Here is a 16758-nt window from a genome sequence, read left to right on the forward strand (position 1 = left end):
ATGTTTCCGAAGATCATGCAATCGATAAGCCTGCCGGCAAAGACGGTGCAGGCGTCCCGCCGCCAGTTCCTGCTCGGCGCCCTCGCCACCGGCGGCGGCCTGGCCGTCGGCTTCAACATCCTGGCCTCGGCGCCGGCGCTCGCAAGCGAGACGGCGGCGGGCGAAGGCCAGCACAGCTTCTCGCCTTATGTCGTCATCGACGGCGATGGCAAGGTCACGGTTCTCTCGTCGCAGTTCGAGATGGGGCAGGGGTCCTATAACGGCCTTGCCACGCTCGTCGCCGAGGAACTCGATGCCGACTGGTCGACGATCGACGTCGTCGGTGCCGCCGGCAACGTCAAGGTCTATGGCAACCTCGCCTTCGGCGGGGCGATCCAGGGGACCGGCGGCTCGACCTCGATGGTGACGTCGTGGGAGCGCTACCGCAAGGCGGGTGCCGCCGCCCGGGCCATGCTGGTCGCCGCCGCTGCCGCAGAGTGGGGCGTGAACGCCGGGGAGATCAGCGTCGAAAACGGCGTGCTGTCGCATCCGTCGGGAAAGAGCGGGCATTTCGGCCAGTTTGCCGCAAAGGCGGCGGCGCTGCCGGTTCCGGCCGAAGTGACGCTGAAGCAGCCGGCCAAATGGACGCTGATCGGCAACGAGAAGCTGAAGCGCTTCGACAGTGCCCGCAAGGCGAACGGGACGCAGCTGTACACGATCGACGTGAAGCTGCCCGGCCTGCTGACGGCGGTGATGATCCATCCGCCGCTCTTCGGGGCGAAGGTGAAGTCGTTCGATGCCGCCGAAGCGAAGAAGGTCAAGGGCGTGGTCGACGTCGTCGAGACGCCCCGCGGGGTTGCCGTGATCGGCGAGAACATGTGGGCCGCGATCAAGGGCCGCGATGCCGTGACCGTGCAGTGGGACGACACCGGCGCCGAGAAGCGCAGCACGAGCGACCTGATGGCGATGTATCGCGACCTCGCCGGCAAGCCGCCGGTCGCCACGGCCCGCAACGACGGCAATGTCGAGACGGGCTTCGCCTCGGCCGCCAAGGTGCTCGAGGCGAGCTTCGAGTTCCCCTATCTCGCGCATGCGCCGATGGAGCCGCTCAACGCGGTAGCGCGCATGAACGAGGACGGCACGCTCGAGGTCTGGGGCGGGCTGCAGTTCCCCGACGTGCAGCAGCAGATCGCCGGCCAGATCGCCGGCGTCGCCGTGGAGAAGGTGCGCCTTCACGTGATGAAGGCGGGCGGCAGCTTCGGCCGTCGCGCCACCTTCGACGGCGACGTGGTCGCCGAGGCCGTCCATGTCGCCAAGGCGATCGGCTTCCGGGCGCCGGTGAAGCTGCAGTGGACGCGGGAAAACGACATGCGCGCCGGCCGCTACCGGCCGGCCTATGTCCACAACGTCAAGGCGGGTCTCGATGGCAACGGCAAGCTCGTCGCCTGGGAGAACCATGTGGTGGGCCAGTCGATCATGGCGAAGACGGCCTTCGAGGGCATGGTCAAGAACGGTGTCGACCCGACATCGGTGGAAGGCGCCAGCAACCTGCCCTACGCCATCCCACACCAGAAGGTCGGCCTGACGACCACCGACGTCGGCGTTCCGGTCCTGTGGTGGCGATCGGTCGGCTCGACCCACACCGCGTTCGCCGCCGAGGTCTTCCTCGACGAGGTGGCCGAGGCGGCAGGGCGCGACCCGATCGAGTTCCGTCTGTCGATGCTGGAGCCGGATTCGCGCCATGCGGTCGTGCTCAAGCTGGTGGCGGAGAAGTCCGGCTGGGACAAGCCGCTGCCGGAGGGCCGTTTCCGCGGCGTCTCCGTGGCCGAGAGCTTCGGCTCGGTGGTCGCGCAGGTCGCCGAGGTGAGCGCCGACGGAAGCGGGGGGATCAAGGTCGAGCGGATCGTTGCCGCCGTCGATTGCGGGCTGGCGGTCAATCCCGACCAGGTCCGCTCCCAGGTCGAGGGCGGCATCGGCTTCGGTCTCGGCTCGATCCTCGGCGAGGAGATCACCTTGACCAACGGCCAGGTCGACCAGGGCAACTTCGACACCTACACGCCGCTTCGGATCGACGCGATGCCGAGGGTCGAGGTGCATATCCTGGCCTCCGCCAATGCGCCTTCCGGCATCGGCGAGCCGGGCGTGCCGCCGACCGGTCCCGCCGTGGCGAACGCCGCCTACCGCGCGCTCGGCAAGCGGATCCGCGTCATGCCCTTCGCCAAGTCGCTGAACGCCTAGAACCAAATCGGCCCGGCCGGGCGTTGCTCCGGCCGGGCCTTCATTGCCTGCATTCAGAGGCTACGCACCCATCGGGCGCCCCTTTGGACAGCCCAGCGCAAGCCTCGCTTCCTATCTCCCTCGATACTGTGCAGGGTCGCTGCGTCGTCGATGACGCTTCGGTCCCGCGCAGGCCATTGAAACTACCCGCGCCTGGCCTGGATGCCGGCGCGGCGGGAAGACGGGGGGACGCCATGAGGTCGGACGATGGAACGCGGGACGGCGAAATCAGCGAAGAGATGCTCGCCCAGTTTCTCGAAGGCGGCAGCGGCGATATCCTGACCGACATGCTCGTCAGCGCCCTGCGCGACGCCCATCGCTTCCTGAGCGAGGAGATGCCGGCACAGACCCGGCACTGACGAGATCACAGGGGGGCGCGCCCGACGCGACCCTCCCGCTGGCCCCTATTCGCCCTTGAAGTTCGGGCTCCGCTTCTCGACGAAGGCGGCCATGCCCTCTTTCTGGTCGGCGGTGGCGAACAGCGCGTGGAACAGGCGGCGCTCGAACTGGATGCCTTCCCGCAGGCCCAGCTCCAGCGCCCGGTCGACCGCCTCGCGGGCCGCCGTCGTCGCGGCCTTGCCATAGCCGGCTATGGTCTGCGCGGCCTGCATCGTCTCCTCCATCAGCCGGTCGGCGGGAACGACGCGGGCGACGAGGCCGCAGCGCTCGGCCTCCGCCGCATCCATCATCCGGCCGGTCAGGATCAAGTCCATCGCCTTGGACTTGCCGACCAGCTTCGTCAGCCGCTGCGAGCCGCCCATGCCGGGGATCACGCCGAGCTTGATCTCCGGCTGGCCGAACATGGCGGTGTCGGCGGCGAAGATCATGTCGCACATCATCGCCAGCTCGCAGCCGCCGCCCAGCGCGTAGCCGGAGACGGCGGCGATCTTCGGGGTGCGCAGGGACGCGAACCTCTCCCAGCCGGCGAAGAAATCGTCATTGTACATGGCCGAGAACGACTTTTCGGCCATCTCCTTGATGTCGGCGCCGGCGGCGAACGCCTTGTCCGAGCCGCGGATGACGAAGCAGCCGACGCCGGGATCGCGGTCGAGGGGGGCGAGTTCCTCGCCCATCGCCCGCATGATCTCGGTGTTCAGCGCGTTGCGGGCTGCGGGCCGGTTCAGCGTGACGACCACGACGCGGCCCTGATGTTCGACGATGATCGGCTTTTCCAACGGTGTCTCTCCTAATCTGCTGATCGCCCGTCACTCGACAGCCGAACCGGACTTGTCGCGTAACATGTTGATGATGCCAGAGAAATCCTTCTCGCCGAAGCCCTCGTCGGCAAACAGCTGGTAGAGGCGGGCGGCCTTGGCGCCGAGCGGGGTCATCGCGCCGGTCGCCTCGGACGCGGCCTGCGACAGCTTCAGGTCCTTCAGCATCAGGGCTGCGGCGAAACCCGGCTCATAGCCGCGGTTGGCGGGCGACGTCGGCACGGGGCCGGGCACCGGGCAATAGGTCGTCAGCGACCAGCACTGGCCGGAGGAGACGGAGGCGACGTCGTAGAGCGCCTGATGGGTCAGGCCCAGCTTCTCGCCAAGCACAAAAGCCTCGCCGACGGCAATCATGCTGATGCCGAGGATCATGTTGTTGCAGATCTTTGCCGCCTGGCCGGCGGAGGCGTCGCCGCAATGGATGATCCTCTTGCCCATGGCCGCAAAGATCGGTCCGGCGCCGGAAAAGACGTCGGCCGCGCCGCCGACCATGAAGGTGAGCGTGCCGGCGGCAGCGCCGCCGGTGCCGCCCGAGACCGGGGCATCGAGCGCCGGGCAGCCCTTCGCCGCCGCAAGGGCATGGGCCTTGCGGGCACTGTCGATGTCGATCGTCGAGCAATCGATGAGGAGCGTGCCGGCCGGCACCGCATCGACGAGTTCCTGCCAGACCGAGATGACATGCTGTCCGGCCGGCAGCATGGTGATGACCGTGCCGGCGCCGGACACCGTCTCGGCGAGCGAGGGATAGGTGGCGATACCGTTCTGCCGGGCCAGTTCCAGCGACGGTGCCGCGAGATCGAAGCCGCGGACGTCGTGTCCCGCCTTCACCAGGTTCGCGGCCATCGGGCCGCCCATGTGACCGAGGCCGATGAATGCGATGGCGGTCATGTGCGCTCTCCTTTCCCGGCGGCTTCCGGAAACAGCGGTTCGATAGAGGGCTCGAAGAATGCGGCGACGTCGGCTTCCGCGACATCGGCGAGCCGCGCCGGACGCCATTGCGGATTGCGGTCCTTGTCGATCACGGCGGCGCGGACGCCCTCGTAGAAATCATGGCTTCGCAGGACGGCCGCGGTGGCGGCAAATTCGTTTTCGAGGCAGGCCCGAAGCGATGGCGCGGCGCGGCCGAGGCGCAAGAGCCGCAACGTGACCTTGAGGCTCAGCGGCGATTTCGTCTTGAGGACGGCAAGCACAGCTTCTGCAAAGGGCGTGCCCTCCTGCTGGAGCGCCTGGAAGATCTGCTCCATCGTGTCGAAGGCGAACAGCCGGTCGATCGCAGGTTTCTGCAGCGCCACGGCCGCGTCCGGCGGGGCAAGGGCCAGAGCGGCGATGGCGGCCGATACGTCGGCCGGCGTGGCCGATGCGGGCAGGCCCGCCAGCGCCTCGACCAGTGCGGGCAGGCGCGCCGAGGGGAGATAGTGATCGGCAAGGCCGAATGCGATCGCGTCGGCGGCCGACAGTTGTTCGCCGGTCAGGGCCGCATAGGTGCCGAGTTCGCCTCCGCCGCGCGTCAGGAACCACGAGGCGCCGACATCGGGAAAGAAGCCGATGCCGGTCTCGGGCATGGCGAGCCGGGTGCGCTCGGTGACGATGCGGTGGCTGCCGTGGACGGAGACACCGGCGCCGCCGCCCATGACGATGCCGTCCATGAAGGCGACATGGGGCTTGCGCAGGCGCCCGAGCCGGGCGTTCAGGCGATATTCCTCGCGCCAGAAGGTCGCCGGTGCGTCGGTGCCGGCCCTGCCGCCTTCGTAAATCATGCGGATGTCGCCGCCGGCGCAGAGCCCGCGCTCGCCCTCGCCGCTGACGAGGACGGCTGCGACCTGCGGGTCGTCCTCGAAGTCGTCCAGCGCGCGCTCGATGTCGCGCACCATCGCCAGCGTCAGGCTGTTCAGGGCCTTCGGCCTGTTGAGCCGGATTCGGCCGAGCGCGCCGGTGCGTTCGACGAGCGTCTGGATGTCCGCCGCAGCGGCGGCGGTCGTTGCCGGGTCAGATGTGGAGGGCATGGCCAAGCGCCTTCAATGCGGCCTCCTGCAGGCCTTCGCTACGGGTCGGGTGGGCGTGGATGGTGCCGGCGATGTCCTCCAGCCGGGCGCCCATCTCGAGCGCCAGCGAAAACGCGCTGGAGAGCTCGGAGATGCCGGCGCCGACGGCCTGCAGGCCGAGCACGAGGTTGGTATCGGCGCGGGCCACGACCCGCACGAAGCCGTCCTCTGACTGGGTGGTCATCGCCCGCCCGTTGGCGGTGAAGGGAAACTGGCCGATCCTGACCTCGAGACCCTGGTCGCGGGCCTCGTCCGGCGAGAGGCCGGCCGTGACGATCTCCGGGTCGGTGAAGCAGACGGCGGGGATCGAGCGCTTGTCCCACGACCGCTTGCGACCGGCGACGATCTCGGCGACCATCTCGCCCTGTGCCATCGCCCGGTGCGCGAGCATCGGTTCGCCGGTGACGTCGCCGATCGCATGGACCCCGCGCATGGAGGTGCGGCAGCGGTCGTCGATGCGGATGAAGCGGCCGGCGCGGTCGAGATCGAGTTCCTCGAGACCCCAGCCCTCGGTGCGCGGCCTGCGGCCGACGGTCACGAGGATCCTGTCGGCGGGCAGCGACTGCTCCCGGCCATCGGCGGTCTCGATCAGCAGTGCGTCCCCTTGCCCGGAAAGCCCCTTGGCCTTGGTGTCGGTCAGGACCTGCACGCCGAGTTCGGCAAGCCGCTTGGCCACCGGCTTTACCAGTTCGGCATCGTATTGCGGCAGGATCTGCGGGGTCGCCTCGACCACGGTCACCTCGGCCCCCATCTTGGCGAAGGCGGTGCCGAGCTCGAGACCGATATAGCCGCCGCCGACGACCACGAGCCGCTTCGGCACGGTGGTGAGCGACAGAGCCTCGGTCGACGAGATCACCGGGCCGCCGAAGGGCAGCGACGGCAGTTCGACGGGTTCGGAGCCGGTGGCGATGACGACGGTCTCGGCGCGGATGACCTGGGTGCCGGTCTCCGTCTCGACCTCGACCGTCTTGCCGTCGCGGAAGCGCGCCGGGCCGTGCACGATCTTGACCTTGGCCTTGCGCAGCAGGCCGAGCACGCCGCTGTTCAGGCGGCCGACGATGCCGTCCTTCCAGCGCACCGTCTGGGCGAGGTCGAGCTTCGGCTGCTCGACGGAAATGCCGAGCGCGTCCGGGGCCGAGCTCATGTGGCGGACCTTGTCGAACTCCTCGGCGGCGTGGATCAGCGCCTTGGAAGGGATGCAGCCGATGTTGAGGCAGGTGCCGCCGGCCTTGCCGGCCTCGACGATGACGGTGTCGACCCCGAGCTGACCGGCGCGGATGGCGCAGATATAGCCGCCGGGACCGGCGCCGATGACGAGAAGCTTGCAGACGATCTCTTTCATTCGATCAGCCTTCGATGAAGATCAGGGCGGGGGTTTCGAGCAGCGTCTTGATCCGCTGGACGAAGACGGCCGCGTTCCATCCGTCGACGATCCGATGGTCGAAGCTGGAGGAGAGGTTCATGATCTTGCGGGGGACGAACTGGGTTCCGTCCCAGACGGGGCGGATCGCGATCTTGTTGACGCCGACGATCGCCACTTCCGGGTGGTTGATGATCGGGGTGGTGACGATGCCGCCGAGCGCGCCGAGCGAGGTGATGGTGATCGTCGAGCCGGACAATTCCTCGCGCGCGGCGGTGCCGTTCCTGGCGGCCTCGGCGAGGCGCGCCAGCTCGGCGGCGCTGTCCCAGACCGAACGGGCCTCGGCGTGGCGCACGACCGGGACGATCAGCCCCGCCGGCGTCTGGGTGGCGATGCCGATGTGGACCGCAGCGTAGCGGGTGACGATGCCGGCATCGTCGTCGAAGGTGGCGTTGACGTCGGGCTGCTCGCCGAGCGTCTTGACCATCGCCCGCATCAGGAAGGGCAGGATCGTCAGCTTCGGCTGGTCCGGCTTGCGGCCGTCGTTCATCGTGGCGCGCAGGTCCTCCAGGTCGGTGACGTCCACCTCCTCGACATAGGTGATGTGGGGGATGCGCGATGCCGAAAGCCGCATCTTCTCGGCGATCCGCCGGCGCATGCCGGTGACCTTGATCTCCTCGGTCGCCGTCTTCCGGGCAAGGCCGGTCGGGGCGATGGCAGGCTGGGGGCCACGGGCCAGGAACTGGTCGAGGTCATCGTGGCCGATGCGGCCCGCAGGTCCGGTGCCGGTCACCTGGCGCAGGTCGATGCCGGCCTCCTGGGCGCGAAGCCGGACGGCCGGCGAGGCCAGCGGCCGCTCGGCGGGCTCGCGCGGGACGGGACGCTCGGCGGGCTTGCGCGCTTCCGGCGCCACAGGCTCCGCGGGGGCCGGCCTCGCCGGTGCAACGGCTGCCGGCTGCGGCTTGACGGGCTCCGGCCGTGCCGGTTCCTTCGCCTCGGCCTTCGCGGCGGGTTCCGCCACGGCCGGGCTCTCCGCCGCCATCGGTTCGCCCTCGCCGGCGATCTCGATCCGCAGCAGCGGCGCCTTGACGGCGACCGTGTCGCCGACCTCGGCGCCGAGCCAGAGCACGGTGCCGTCGACCGGCGAGGGGATCTCGACGGTCGCCTTGTCGGTCATGACGGCGGCGAGCACCATGTCCTCGCGCACCGGATCGCCCGGCTTGACGTGCCATTCCACCAGTTCGGCCTCGGCAACGCCTTCGCCCACGTCCGGCATCTTGATGACGAATTCGCCCATTCCTCAGCCCTCCATCACTTCCTTCAACGCCCGGCCGACGCGGGCGGGGCCGGGGAAATAGTCCCATTCCTGCGCGTGCGGATAGGGCGTGTCCCAGCCGGTGACGCGGACGACGGGGGCCTCGAGATTGTAGAAGCAGTGCTCCTGGACCAGCGACACCACCTCGCCGCCGAAGCCGGAGGTCAGCGTCGCCTCGTGCACGACGACGCAGCGGCCGGTCTTCCTGACCGACTGGACGATCGTGTCGAGATCGAGCGGCAGCAGGCTGCGCAGGTCGATCACCTCGGCGTCGATGCCGGTCTCCTCGGCGGCCGCGAGCGCGACATGGACCATCGTGCCGTAGGCGACCACGGTGACGGCGTTGCCGGGCCGGCGGATCTCGGCCTTGCCGATCGGGATCGTGTAGTGGCCTTCCGGCACCTCGCCGAGGTCGTGCTTCGACCAGGGGGTCACCGGTCTCTCGTGATGGCCGTCGAACGGCCCGTTGTAGAGCCGCTTCGGCTCCAGGAACATGACGGGATCCGGATCCTCGATCGCGGCGATCAGCAGGCCCTTGGCGTCATAGGGGTTGGAGGGGACGATCACCTTCAGGCCGCAGACATGGGTGAACAGCGCCTCGGGGCTCTGGCTGTGCGTCTGGCCGCCGAAGATGCCGCCGCCGGTCGGCATGCGCACGACGATCGGGCAGGTGAAATCGCCGTTGGAGCGATAGCGGATGCGGGCCGCCTCCTGGGTGATCTGGTCGTAGGCCGGATACATGTAGTCGGCGAACTGGATCTCGATGCAGGGCTTCAGCCCATAGGCCGCCATGCCGATCGCGGTGCCGAGGATGCCGGATTCGTTGATCGGTGCATCGAAGCAGCGGGTCTTGCCGTACTTCGCCTGCAGTCCCTGGGTGCAGCGGAAGACGCCGCCGAAATAGCCGACGTCCTCGCCGAAGACGACGACGTTCTCATCGCGGCCCATGGAGACGTCCATGGCGCTGCGGACGGCTTCGATCATTGTCATTCGTGCCATGTCAGTATCCTGCCTTCTGCCGCTGGCGGCGGATATGGGCGGGCATTTCCGCATAGACGCCCTCGAAGATGTCGCGCACGGAGGGCTTGCCGCCCGCATGCAGCGTGCCGTGGCTCTCCGCCTCCTTCTGCGCCTGGATCACCTCGTCGAGGATCTCCGCCTCGGTCTGGGCGTGGCGCTCCTCCGACCAGACGCCGCGGACGATCAGGTGCTTCTTCAGCCGCAGGACGGGGTCGCCCAGCGGCCAGGCCTCCGATTCGGTCTTGGGGCGGTAGGCGCTCGGATCGTCCGAGGTCGAATGGGCGCCGACGCGGTAGGTGACGTATTCGATCAGCGTCGGGCCGAGGTTCTGCCGCGCCCGCTCGGCCGCCCATTTCGCCACGGCGTAGACGGCGAGGTAGTCGTTGCCGTCGACGCGCAGGGCAGGGATGCCGAAGCCCAGGCCGCGGGCGGCGAAGGTGCCCGATCCGCCGCGGGCGATCCCCTGGAAGGTGGAGATGGCCCACTGGTTGTTGACGATGTTGAGGATCACCGGCGCCTTGTAGGTCGAGGCGAAGACGAGGGCGGAATGGAAATCGGATTCGGCGGTGGAGCCGTCACCGATCCAGGCGGCGGCGATCTTCGTGTCGTTCCTGATCGCCGAGGCCATCGCCCAGCCGACCGCCTGCACGTACTGCGTGGCGAGGTTGCCGGAGATGGTGAAGAAGCCGTGCTCCTTCGAGGAGTACATGATCGGCAGCTGCCGGCCGCGCAGCGGGTCGGCCTCGTTCGAGAAGATCTGGTTCATCATCTCGACCATCGGATAGTCGTCGGCGATCAGAAGCCCCGCCTGCCGGTAGGTGGGGAAGTTCATGTCGCCCTTGACCAGCGCCTTGCGGAAGGCGCAGCTGACCGCCTCCTCGCCGAGGTGCTGCATGTAGAACGAGGTCTTGCCCTGCCGCTGCGCCATCAGCATGCGGGCGTCGAAGGCGCGCAGCTTCATCATGTTGCGCAGGCCCGTCAGCAGGTCCTCGTCGGAGAGCAGCCCGGCCCAGGGCCCGACCGCCTCGCCGTCGCGGTTCAGGACGCGGATGATCGAGTAGGCGAGATCCCGGATGTCTTCGGACGCCACGTCGACGGGCGGCCGCGGCACGGAACCGGCCTTGGCGATCTTCACGTTGGAAAAGTCCGGCTGGCCGCCCGGCCGGACGGCGGGCTCTGGCACATGCAGGCTCAGATGCGGGACATCGGTCATGCCGTGTCGTTCCTCCCTCGCTGGCCGTCGCTTCCACTTCTCCCTGCAGAAGGACCGGCACTCAGAATGCTATAGATTGCGGGCAATGACGATGCGCTGGACGTCGCTCGTTCCCTCGTAGATCTGGCAGATCCTGACGTCGCGGTATATGCGCTCCACCGGGTAGTCCGCCATGTAGCCGTAGCCGCCATGGATCTGGATCGCGTCCGAGCAGACCTTCTCGGCCATCTCGGAGGCAAACAGCTTGGCCATAGACGCCTCGGTCAGGCAAGGCCGCCCCTCCTCCTTCAGGTGGGCCGCGTGCAGCACCATCTGGCGGGCCACCTCGATCTTGGTCGCCATGTCGGCGAGGCGGAAGGCGACGGCCTGGTGCTCGACGATCGGGGTGCCGAAGGCGGTGCGCTCGCGGGCGTAGTCGCGCGCCGCCTCGAAAGCCTGGCGCGCCATGCCGACGGCCTGGGCGGCAATGCCGATGCGCCCGCCTTCCAGGTTCGACAGCGCGATCCGATAGCCCTCGCCTTCCGCACCAAGGCGGAGATCGGCGGGGATGCGCATGCCGTTGAAGGCGATCTGGCAGGTGTCGGAGGAATGCAGCCCGAGCTTGTGCTCCACCCGCACCACCTCGTAGCCCGGCGTGTCGGTGGGGACGATGAAGGCGGAGATGCCCTTCTTGCCGGCGTCGGGATCGGTGACGGCGAAGACGATGACGACGTTGCCGTTCTTGCCGGAGGTGATGAACTGCTTGGCGCCGTCGATGACGTAGTGATCGCCGTCGCGGCGGGCGCGCGTCTTCAGGTTGGAGGCGTCGGAGCCCGCCTGCGGCTCGGTCAGGGCAAAGCCGCCGATCCACTCGCCGGATGCCAGCTTCGGCAGGAAGCGCTGCTTCTGCGCCTCGGTCCCGTATTTCAGGATCGGCACGCAGCCGACCGAGCTGTGCACGCTCATGATGGTCGAGCAGGGGCCATCGCCGGCGGCGATCTCCTCCAGTGCCACGGCATAGGCGACGGTTCCCGTCTCCGAGCCGCCATAGGCTTCCGGCACCAGCATGCCGAGGAAGCCGAGCTCGCCCATCTCCTTGAGCTCCTCGCGGGGGAAGCGGCTCTTCTCGTCGCGCTCGGCCGCGCCCGGCATCAGCCGTTCGCGGGCGAAGTCGCGCGCCATGTCGCGGATCTGGATCTGCTCTTCGTTCAGGATCATGCGCCGGTCTCCTCCCCGAAACCGTTCAGTGCGTTTCAGTGCAGTTCGACGGCGAGCGCGGTCGCCTCGCCGCCGCCGATGCAGAGCGTCGCCATGCCGCGCTTCATGCCGTAGCGCTCCAGCGCGGAGAGCAGGGTGACGAGGACGCGGGCGCCGGACGCGCCGATCGGATGGCCGAGCGCGCAGGCGCCGCCGTGGACGTTGACCTTGTCGTGCGGCAGGTCGAGGTCGCGCATCGCCGCCATGGCGACGACGGCGAAGGCCTCGTTGACCTCGAACAGGTCGACGTCCTTCAGGTTCCAGCCGGTGCGCTCGCTCAACTTCCGAAGCGCGCCGATCGGGGCGGTCGCGAAGAGATTGGGCGCCTGCGCATGGGTGGCGTGGCCGACGATGGTGGCGAGCGGATCGATGCCCTCCCGCTCGGCCTGCGAGCGGCGCATCAGCACCAGTGCCGCGGCGCCATCGGAGATCGAGGACGAGTTGGCGGCCGTCACCGTGCCGTTCTCGCGGAAGGCCGGCTTCAGCGTCGGGATCTTGTCGAGGCGCGCCTTGCCCGGCTGCTCGTCCCGGGCGACCACCTGCTCGCCGCGGCCGTTCTTCACCGTCACCGGCACGATCTCGGCGTCGAAGGCGCCCTTCTCGATCGCCTGCTGCGCGCGGGTCAGAGAGGTGACGGCATAGTCGTCCTGTGCAGGACGGGTGAACTGGTAGGCCTCGGCACAGTCTTCGGCGAACGTTCCCATCAGGCGGCCCCTGTCATAGGCATCCTCCAGCCCGTCGAGGAACATGTGGTCGACGATCCGGCCGTGGCCGAGGCGATAGCCGCCGCGGGCACGCTCCAGCAGATAGGGCGCATTCGTCATGCTTTCCATGCCGCCGGCCACCGCGATGGCGGCGCTGCCCGCGGCAAGCAGATCGTGGGCGAGCATCACGGCCTGCATGCCGGAGCCGCACATCTTGTTGACGGTCGTGGCGCCGGTGCCATAGGGCAGGCCGGCGCCGATCGCGGCCTGGCGGGCGGGCGCCTGGCCCTGGCCGGCCGGCAGCACGCAGCCGAACAGCACCTCGTCGACCGTCTCCGGGTTCACGCCGCTGCGGTCGAGCGCTGCGCGGATCGCGGTCGCGCCGAGCTGCGGCGCGGTCGCGTCCTTCAGTTCGCCCTGAAAGCCGCCCATGGGTGTCCGTGCCATGCCGACGATGACGACCGGGTCTTCCATTGCCATTGCGTTTCCTCCCGAGCCTCTATTGGCTGTTCCGATCCTGTGTCAGCGGGGCGCCATGCGCAGCGCGCCGTCGAGGCGGATGACCTCGCCGTTGAGCATCACGTTTTCGCAGATATGGCGCACCAGCGCGGCAAATTCCGGGGGGCGGCCGAGACGCGGTGGGAAGGGGACGCTCTTTCCCAGCGCATCCTGCACCTCCTGGGGCATCCCGGCCATCATCGGCGTCTCGAAGATGCCGGGTGCGATGGTGACGACGCGGATGCCGTGGCGGGCGAGCTCGCGGGCGATCGGCAGCGTCATCGCCGCCACGCCGCCCTTGGAGGCCGCATAGGCCGCCTGGCCGATCTGGCCGTCGAAGACGGCGACGGAGGCCGTGCTGACGATGACGCCGCGCTCGCCGTCCTGCTCCGGCGCCTCGTTGGCGATCACCGCGGCGGCGACCCGGATCATGTTGAAGGTGCCGGTCAGATTGATGGCGACGGTGCGGGCGAAGCTGTCCAGCCGATGCGGGCCGTCGCGGCCGAGCACTTTTTCGCCCGGGGCGACGCCGGCGCAGTTCACCAGGCCGTGCAGATGGCCGAAGCGGGCGATCGCGGCGTCGACGGCGGCCTGGGCGTCGTGCTCCTGCGTCACGTCGGTGCGGACGAAGACAGCGGCATCGCCGAGCGCGGCGGCGGTCTCGGCGCCGGCCTGGTCGTTGATGTCGGCGATGACGACGTTGGCGCCGGCGCCCGTCAGCATGCGGGCGACCGCGGCGCCGAGGCCGGAGCCGCCGCCGGTGACGATGAACGATTTGCCGGCGATCACCATGGCTTCGCTCCCACGATGCCGATGCGATCCGCGCGGCGGTTCCGATAGGCCATGCAGTCCTCCCAGCGCTGCATTGCCGCCGGGCGCTCATGCCCGACGTTCGCTCGATCCTATTCCGGCGGAATATTGCAAGCGATGACCGAACCATCTCGATTTTTCGGCCGATTTTACCATATGATCGCGGCCATGACGATGACGGAAACCGGGCGGCGCATGATATCGCCCTCCTTTGTGGAGGAGGCGCTGGATTGCCTGCGCCGGCGCGGCAGGCCGGTGGAGCCGGTGCTGGCGGCGATCGGCCTGCCGCCGGCGATCCATGTGCCGGTGTCGGCGGAAAGCTATGGCCGCCTGTGGCTTGCGATCGCGGCCGAAGTGGACGACGAGTTCTTCGGCATGGGAGGCCGGCCGATGCGGCGCGGCAGTTTCACCCTGCTCTGCCATTGCGTGCTGCATGCCGGCACGCTGGAGCAGGCGCTGCGGCGGGCGCTGCGCTTCCTCGACGTGGTGCTGGAGGATCCGGCGGGGCGGCTCGACATCGCCGACGGGCTGGCGCAGGTCACGCTGTCGGACCGCGGCGGCCCGCGGTCGGCCTTCGCCTATCGCACCTACTGGATCCTGTTGCACGGGATCGCCTGCTGGCTGGTGGGGCGTCGCATCCCGATCCGCTCCGTCGATTTCCGCTGCTCCGAGCCGCGGCAGGCCGCCGACTACCGGCTGTTCTTCGGCGCGCCGGTGCGCTTCTCCCAGCCGGCGAGCCGGCTTTCGTTCGACGCCAGCGTGCTGAAGCTGCCGATCGCCCGCAGCGAGCAGGCGCTGAAGCAGTTCCTGCGCGGCGCGCCGGCCAACATCCTGGTCCGCTACCGCTACGACGCCGGGCTTGCGGCCGGGGTGCGCAAGCGGCTGCGGCAGGTGCCGCCGGTGGCGTGGACCGGCTTCGACGCGCTCGCCGCGCAGATGCGCATGGCGCCTTCGACGCTGCGGCACAGGCTGCAGGCGGAGGGCCAGAGCTATGCCGGCATCAAGGACGAGATCCGCCGGGAGATGGCGATCGAGATGCTGCAGACGAGTGCGCTCGGGATCGGCGAGATCGCGGTGCAGCTCGGCTTCTCCGAGCCGAGCGCCTTCCATCGCGCTTTCCGGAAGTGGACCTCGAAGAGCCCGGCCGCCTATCGGCGCGAGACGATGCCGGGCCGGCCCGAAGGCGGCGGAGGAGAGGGCGAGGTCGCGCGCCCGTCGTCGCCCGCAGCCTAGGATGCGGATCCCGGCGGCTCTGGCGGCTCTGGCGGCTTGCGGCCGTCTAGGTGTCGAAGTCGACCCGCGTCCGGCCCGCGGTGATGTCGATCAGCATGCGGGCAATCGTTTCCGCGCCGGCCTCCGGGAGCGCCACCAGCAGTTCCGCGCCGGTCTCGACGAACGTCTCTTCATCGATGCGCACGCCGGGCGCGGCTGCGAGGCGTGCCCGGACGAGGGCGAGGTCGGTAAAGACGCAAGCGACGCGCGCGGTGACGCGGGCGACCAGTTCGATCCTGTCCATCGCCCGCAGGCAGGCGGCGGCGGTGCCGCCATAGGCGCGGACCAGGCCGCCGCTGCCGAGCAGAATGCCGCCGAACCAGCGGGTGACCACAACGGCGACGCCGTCCAGCGCCTGGCCGTCGATCGCCTGGAGGATCGGCTTTCCGCCGGTGCCGCCGGGCTCGCCGTCGTCGCTGAAGCGATAGACCTGGCCGATGCGCCAGGCAAAGCAGTTGTGGTTCGCGGCCGTGTCCGAATGGGCGGCGACGAACGCCCGTGCCGCCTGCTCATTGGCGATCGGGCCTGCCGTGGCGCGGAACCGGCTCTTTTTGATCTCCTGGTCGAAGGTCGCGGTGGCTTGCAGGGTGAACACGGGCTTGACCATCGGAAGGGCTGACATCGGGCTGCCCCGGCGTGCGCGGGGCTGCTGGAAGCGGACTTGTCGCAGAACTTCGACGATCTTGCCAGCCCTTGCCTCTTTCCTGCCACTGGATGTCGCGAACCGATGCGCCCGCACCCGGCGGGCCGACTTAGCTTGCGCTCACATGCGGGCCTTGCCAAAGCCGCCGGCGATTGAGATATCGTCAGCCGCCGATGGGCGGGGTCCGAGGCCCGCAGCGGGGCGTATCGACAGCGAGAGTGGAACCGATGAAGAGCTATGTACTGACCGTATCTTGCGTTTCAACCCGCGGCATCGTTGCCGCCATCACCACGTATCTCGCCGACAAGGGTGGCTACATCTCCGACAGCTCGCAGTTCGACGACCTGGAGACCGGCATGTTCTTCATGCGGCTGACGTTCATCAGCCAGGAGGGCGCCACCGAGACCGAAATCAGGGAGGGCTTCGAGCCGGTCGCCAAGAAGTTCGGCATGACCTGGCAGATGCACGATTCCGAGGCGCGCATGAAGGTGCTGCTGATGGTGTCGCGCTTCGGCCACTGCCTCAACGACCTGCTCTACCGCTGGAAGATCGGCGCGCTGCCGATCGACATCGTCGGCGTCGTCTCCAACCACTTCGACTACCAGAAGGTCATCGTCAACCACGACATTCCCTTCCACCACATCAAGGTGACGAAGGAGAACAAGCCGCAGGCCGAGGCCCGGCTGATGGAGATCGTCGAGCAGTCGGACGCCGACCTGATCGTGCTCGCCCGCTACATGCAGGTCCTCTCGGATGCGGTGTGCAAGAAGATGTCGGGCAGGATCATCAACATCCACCATTCCTTCCTGCCGTCGTTCAAGGGCGCCAACCCCTACAAGCAGGCCTTCGAGCGCGGCGTGAAGCTGATCGGGGCGACGGCGCACTACGTCACCGAGGATCTCGACGAAGGCCCGATCATCGAGCAGGACGTCGCCCGCATCACCCATGCGCAGTCGGCCGACGACTACGTCTCGATCGGTCGCGACGTGGAGAGCCAGGTGCTGGCCCGCGCCGTGCACGCCCACATCCACCACCGCGTGTTCATGAACGGCAACAAGACGATCGTCTTCCCGGCAAGCCCGGGCTCCTACAAGTCCGAACGCATGGGCTGAGCGAAAAGGCCCGCAACAGAGAAAGGCCGGCGATCGCTCCGCCGGCCTTGTCGTTTTCGGGGG

The 16758-nt window shown here is 68.6% G+C and carries 15 protein-coding genes; 4 read left to right on the plus strand and 11 right to left on the minus strand.

The genetic code is table 11. The features are described from left to right. Entirely contained in the window at positions 1-2217 is a 2217-nt protein-coding gene (locus P0086_RS11545) for a xanthine dehydrogenase family protein molybdopterin-binding subunit (protein ID WP_275785535.1), read from the plus strand. A 233-nt stretch (positions 2218-2450) separates the two neighbouring features. Continuing rightward, positions 2451-2615, plus strand: coding sequence for a hypothetical protein (locus P0086_RS11550; protein WP_162714960.1), 165 nt, complete (start codon positions 2451-2453; stop codon positions 2613-2615). Positions 2616-2660: 45 nt separating this feature from the next. Here P0086_RS11550 and P0086_RS11555 read toward each other — a convergent pair whose 3' ends face one another. The 10 genes from P0086_RS11555 to P0086_RS11600 form a co-directional block, all read right to left on the minus strand. Beyond that, positions 2661-3431, minus strand: coding sequence for an enoyl-CoA hydratase (locus P0086_RS11555; protein ID WP_112595749.1), 771 nt, complete (start codon positions 3429-3431; stop codon positions 2661-2663). Between the two features lie 30 nt (positions 3432-3461). Further along, entirely contained in the window at positions 3462-4358 is an 897-nt protein-coding gene (mmsB, locus tag P0086_RS11560) for a 3-hydroxyisobutyrate dehydrogenase (protein ID WP_275785538.1), read from the minus strand. Continuing rightward, positions 4355-5473 carry an enoyl-CoA hydratase/isomerase family protein gene (locus P0086_RS11565; RefSeq protein WP_275785541.1) on the minus strand — a complete coding sequence of 373 codons (1119 nt, stop codon included), beginning with the start codon at positions 5471-5473 and terminating at the stop codon, positions 4355-4357. Before P0086_RS11565 ends, mmsB begins: the two co-directional genes overlap by 4 nt. Next, positions 5457-6854: a dihydrolipoyl dehydrogenase gene (lpdA, locus tag P0086_RS11570; protein WP_275785544.1), complete on the minus strand. Its 1398-nt coding sequence runs from the start codon at positions 6852-6854 to the stop codon at positions 5457-5459. The genes P0086_RS11565 and lpdA overlap by 17 nt, the downstream gene beginning before the upstream one ends. A 4-nt stretch (positions 6855-6858) precedes the next feature. Continuing rightward, positions 6859-8169 carry a dihydrolipoamide acetyltransferase family protein gene (locus tag P0086_RS11575; protein WP_275785546.1) on the minus strand — a complete coding sequence of 437 codons (1311 nt, stop codon included), beginning with the start codon at positions 8167-8169 and terminating at the stop codon, positions 6859-6861. A 3-nt stretch (positions 8170-8172) separates the two neighbouring features. After that, positions 8173-9186 (minus strand): alpha-ketoacid dehydrogenase subunit beta, encoded by a 1014-nt coding sequence (locus tag P0086_RS11580; protein ID WP_112606377.1) that lies wholly within the window; start codon positions 9184-9186, stop codon positions 8173-8175. A gap of 1 nt (position 9187) precedes the next feature. After that, positions 9188-10420, minus strand: coding sequence for a 3-methyl-2-oxobutanoate dehydrogenase (2-methylpropanoyl-transferring) subunit alpha (locus tag P0086_RS11585; protein WP_112606379.1), 1233 nt, complete (start codon positions 10418-10420; stop codon positions 9188-9190). A gap of 69 nt (positions 10421-10489) precedes the next feature. Next, a complete protein-coding gene (locus P0086_RS11590; protein WP_112606381.1) occupies positions 10490-11617 on the minus strand; it encodes an acyl-CoA dehydrogenase family protein in 1128 nt (375 codons plus the stop codon). Between the two features lie 35 nt (positions 11618-11652). Next, entirely contained in the window at positions 11653-12840 is a 1188-nt protein-coding gene (locus tag P0086_RS11595; protein ID WP_112606383.1) for an acetyl-CoA C-acyltransferase, read from the minus strand. A 42-nt stretch (positions 12841-12882) separates the two neighbouring features. Beyond that, positions 12883-13650, minus strand: a complete 768-nt coding sequence (locus P0086_RS11600) for an SDR family NAD(P)-dependent oxidoreductase (RefSeq protein WP_275785551.1) — start codon at positions 13648-13650, stop codon at positions 12883-12885. A 192-nt stretch (positions 13651-13842) separates the two neighbouring features. Between P0086_RS11600 and P0086_RS11605 the strand changes: the two genes are divergently transcribed. Continuing rightward, entirely contained in the window at positions 13843-14901 is a 1059-nt protein-coding gene (locus P0086_RS11605; protein ID WP_275786167.1) for an AraC family transcriptional regulator, read from the plus strand. Positions 14902-14947: 46 nt separating this feature from the next. Here P0086_RS11605 and P0086_RS11610 read toward each other — a convergent pair whose 3' ends face one another. Next, positions 14948-15535, minus strand: coding sequence for a YigZ family protein (locus tag P0086_RS11610; RefSeq protein WP_275786170.1), 588 nt, complete (start codon positions 15533-15535; stop codon positions 14948-14950). Between the two features lie 275 nt (positions 15536-15810). Between P0086_RS11610 and purU the strand changes: the two genes are divergently transcribed. After that, positions 15811-16695 carry a formyltetrahydrofolate deformylase gene (gene purU / locus P0086_RS11615; RefSeq protein WP_275785554.1) on the plus strand — a complete coding sequence of 295 codons (885 nt, stop codon included), beginning with the start codon at positions 15811-15813 and terminating at the stop codon, positions 16693-16695. Positions 16696-16758 lie beyond the last annotated feature (63 nt).

Source organism: Mycoplana sp. MJR14 (assembly GCF_029210525.1).
Classification (GTDB): Bacteria; Pseudomonadota; Alphaproteobacteria; order Rhizobiales; family Rhizobiaceae; genus Mycoplana.